Genomic DNA, 3896 nt, shown 5'->3' on the forward strand with positions numbered 1-3896 from the left:
TGGATGCATACTTCTATGCCAGTTTCACGGTTAAAGCCTGCCATGAAGTGCCGACAAATGGCATTGGGCAATACAGGGGACAGCACTGGGCTGAGTTAATTTCGGATAACACTTCATCATGATACACAAAGTTGGTTACTTTCTTCTGGTTTCACCGGCATCCCTCGGGTTCAACATATTGATACTTTGGGCGTATCTCTACCTTGGGCCAGTCTCAGGCACAGTAGGGCTGCAGAGCTTTGCTGAGCTTTTGGCAGGCGTGTTGCGTCACGGATCGGTGCTCCATTTGGCCGTCAACGCTTTGATCATCGCCTTGGCAGGATGGCAGGTAGAGCCACGCCTCGGCCATATGGGCACTGTATTATTAATGCTTGCATGCACTGTGTTGGGGACAGGGGCGGAACTCGTCATTGTTGGACCCGGCTTTGCGGGAGCCTCTGGTGTGGCCTATGGGCTTGGCAGCTGCGCTGCTCTGTCAGTGGCGTCCAAGAAACAGCGCCCCTGGTTGCTGCTTTGGGGCGCGGTGCTGCTTGCAGCCGAGTTGCATTTCGCCGATGAAAGCCTCGCAATTTATTCCCACGCTGTTTCTGCCGCCCTGGGAGGGGTATTCTTTATGTTCGAAAATCTCTTTGGCACCAAAGCGCCCGCGCTGAAGCCTATGGTGCTCAACCACCTTTCCCGCGTGGTTGAAATCATTGCACAAACTGATGAAGACGACGCGGCAGAAGCAGAGGCCGCAATGCTCAGCCAGGGTGTCAGCAATATGTTCATTCTTAAGCAGGGCAGCAGCATTCTTGGTGTGACTGGATATACTCCGGATACCGAAGCCGATGGCGTTGCATGGTTGTCCTGGACTTATCTGGACCAGGACTGCGCCGGCCAGGGGCTGGGGCGGCAGATGATGTCAGACTTGCTGCAGAAACTGACAGACAGTCAGATGCGAAAGCTCTTCATTGAAACCAGTGACTACGCGGAAGACGGTGAACAGATCTATGCAGCCGCGCACCGTATGTATGAAGAGTTTGGTGCGGATCTGGAAGTAACGGTGCCGGATTACCATGAACCGGGAGAAGCCAAGATGATCTATGCGCTGGTCAACCATGAACAGGCCGCCCCGCCCGCACCAGAGCTGAAGGTTTCCAATGGGATCCGGTTCACCGGGGCCGAAAAAGCGCCGGAAGGAGACAAGGTAGCTGGTCTAAAATGGCAGGAAACGGGTAAAGGCCTAGAGGGGGCAGAAGCCGTTCTGGCAGATGCTGCAGTCAATGGCGCACGCATGGCTGTGCTGGTGCTGCCATCGGATCTTTCAACGGCAAATAGTGCAGCTCTTCAATCACAAGGGTTCAAATTTTGCGGCAGCCTGAAAGATTTTTACAGTTTGGGGTTGCAGCAAGATTGGTGGACATGCTCATTGCACCCGAAAGATAAAGACTGCCCCGCATTTTACACAGAGAACTGAATATGCTTGGAAAAATTAAAACTATCGCATTTGTTGGCATTGCTGGCTTTGTTGCCTACTCTATGTTCCTTGCCCCCCAAAGAGAGCAGACAGCGGACCTGGGCCAGGTCTTGGACCGCACCGAGTATGCGCTGATGAACTACGAAGCCTTCTTAGGTGAAAACAATGTTACCACGGCAGACGACTCGCAGATCAAGGAATTTACAGAGTATCTGACAAACGTTATGAACTCCGAACCTCGGTTCTTTGATCAAACCCTTGGTCTTGAAACCCAGCAGGATGCGAAATTCCTGGGCTTTGCCGATGCAAACGAAAACGGGGTTCAGGACAGTGAGGAAGGTGACGTTTTCACCGTTGAAATCGACGAGGAAAACAAGCGTCTGATCGCCTCGGATGTGAGCGGAAACTCGACCGGCCTGCGGTTCTCCGGGACCGGATTTCTGGCCGGTGCGCTGATCGGCTCGCTGATCAGCCGCCAGCGGTCCGCCGGGGTGACAAAAGCAAGCTTCAACAATCGTACAATCACCCCGCGGTCCAGCTACAAGGCACCTTCAAGCGCCCGCTCGGGCGGCCTGCGTGCCGGCAAGTAATCCGGATCGCGAACGCGAACGGCAGGCCTGGATGCGTTTCGGCGTCCGGGCCATTCTTCATTCTACCGAAAGAGGTCGCTATGACGGAGGCATCCAGCCTGAACCGTTATCAGGATTTACCCCGGAGACAGGGCGCAATTCTTCTGGGTTCGATCCTTGTGGTGGCATTGTGCGGGATCGTCTATGAGCTGATTATTGGGACCGTCTCCAGCTATCTGCTTGGCAACTCAGTTTATCAGTTTTCGCTGACAATCGGGTTCTTTATGTTCGCCATGGGGGTTGGGTCATATGTTTCACGTTTCATCAATGGAAACCTGATCCAGGCCTTTGTCCGGGTAGAGATTATTCTGGCCCTGGTTGGCGGGCTGTGCAGCATCTCCCTTTTCATGCTCTTTCCGATGGCACCCTGGTTTTATACAGTGGGAATGTTCACCTTCATCTCGGCTATCGGGTTTCTGGTCGGGCTTGAAATTCCTTTGCTGACCCGGGTTCTGTCGGAAGGCTCCACAGTCCGGGAGTCGATTTCAGGCGTGCTGTCACTAGACTATCTTGGCGCGCTGCTCGGGTCAGTGATGTTTCCACTGCTGCTACTGCCCTCATTGGGACTGATTTCGTCATCTTTTGCAATCGGCCTGACCAATGCAGCAGTTGCCCTTCTGAACGTATTGTGGTTGCGCGACCATTTGGATGCTCCCCGGCGTATGATGGGCTATGTGCTGGCCGCAGTGGCCTTGCTGTTCGGCCTGACTCTGTCTGCAGGCTGGATCACAGCCTTTGCCCAGGACCATCTCTATTTCGACCGCATCGTCTGGCGCAAACAATCACAATATCAGACGCTGGTTGTGACAAACACCTGGAAGACAAACGATGTGCGCCTCTATATTGATGGGCATTTGCAGTTTTCTGAGGCCGATGAATACCGCTACCACGAAGCTTTGGTGCATCCGGTGATGTCTTGGGGCAAACCGGCAAAAAACGTTCTGGTCCTGGGGGGCGGAGATGGGCTGGCGATTCGGGAAATTCTAAAGCACCCAAGTGTTGAGCGCATTGACCTGGTGGATCTCGACCCTGCAATGACGGACTTGGGGAGAGACTTTGCGCCGGTGGTCCGCTTGAACAAGGGCAGCATGCAGGCCTCGCAGCTGCACGTCTACAATCAGGATGCCTTTCTTTTTGTTAAAGAAACGGACCAGCGGTACGACCGGATCATTATCGACTTCCCAGACCCCCACAACGAAGCTCTGTCCAAGCTCTATTCTGTGGAATTCTATGCTATGGTCGCTGCGGTCCTGACCGAAGATGGTACGCTTGTGACTCAAAGCAGCTCTCCGTTCTTTTCGCCGCACACCTATTGGACTGTTTCTGAGACCCTCAAAGCGGTTTTTCCCGAAGTTGCGAATTACCAAATCCCGATTCCATCGTTTGGCATCTGGGGTTTCAATTTGGCCAGCCGTACTGAAAATCAACCGCAAATCCCTTTCCCAGAGGATCTAAGGTCTTTGAAAACCAAAGACTTCGAAGCCGCCAAGGTTTTCGCGACAGATTTGCTACCCCAGCGCCCCGTTCAAGTGAATTCAATTTTTAGCCCAGTCATCTATCAGGAATACGCGCTCGACTTGGCACAATAATATTCCAACTGTTCAGTTTTGAAAACGAGTCCCATTTAGGCGGTTCAGACAACAGCTCGTGGCTTATGTATTTTCACCTTGCTTAGGTCATGTTGACAAATGGCGGATCCAGAGGCGGATCGAAGTGATGTCTATGAAGCCGAGGAAGCTTTCGGCTGTCTTGTCATAGCGGGTTGCCACACGCCGGGCATTCTTCAATTTGTTGAAGCATCTCTCGAC

4 protein-coding genes are annotated in these 3896 nt (G+C 53.1%); 3 read left to right on the plus strand and 1 reads right to left on the minus strand.

Annotated elements, in window-relative coordinates; genetic code table 11:
- Positions 1-118: 118 nt before the first annotated feature.
- The 3 genes from L1069_RS23510 to L1069_RS23520 all read left to right on the plus strand — a co-directional run bounded on the left by L1069_RS23510 (position 119) and on the right by L1069_RS23520 (position 3677).
- Positions 119-1459, plus strand: a complete 1341-nt coding sequence (locus tag L1069_RS23510) for a rhomboid family intramembrane serine protease (RefSeq protein ID WP_237457261.1) — start codon at positions 119-121, stop codon at positions 1457-1459.
- A gap of 110 nt (positions 1460-1569) precedes the next feature.
- Positions 1570-2049 carry a hypothetical protein gene (locus tag L1069_RS23515; protein ID WP_129370338.1) on the plus strand — a complete coding sequence of 160 codons (480 nt, stop codon included), beginning with the start codon at positions 1570-1572 and terminating at the stop codon, positions 2047-2049.
- Between the two features lie 80 nt (positions 2050-2129).
- A complete protein-coding gene (locus L1069_RS23520; RefSeq protein ID WP_129370337.1) occupies positions 2130-3677 on the plus strand; it encodes a polyamine aminopropyltransferase in 1548 nt (515 codons plus the stop codon).
- An 87-nt stretch (positions 3678-3764) separates the two neighbouring features.
- On the opposite strand, the gene L1069_RS23525 is transcribed toward L1069_RS23520, so the two are convergent.
- On the minus strand, positions 3765-3896 hold a 132-nt coding region (locus L1069_RS23525; RefSeq protein WP_237457262.1), incomplete at its 5' end, for a transposase.

This window comes from Leisingera sp. MMG026, from assembly GCF_021654205.1.
In the GTDB taxonomy this organism is placed as follows: domain Bacteria; phylum Pseudomonadota; class Alphaproteobacteria; order Rhodobacterales; family Rhodobacteraceae; genus Leisingera.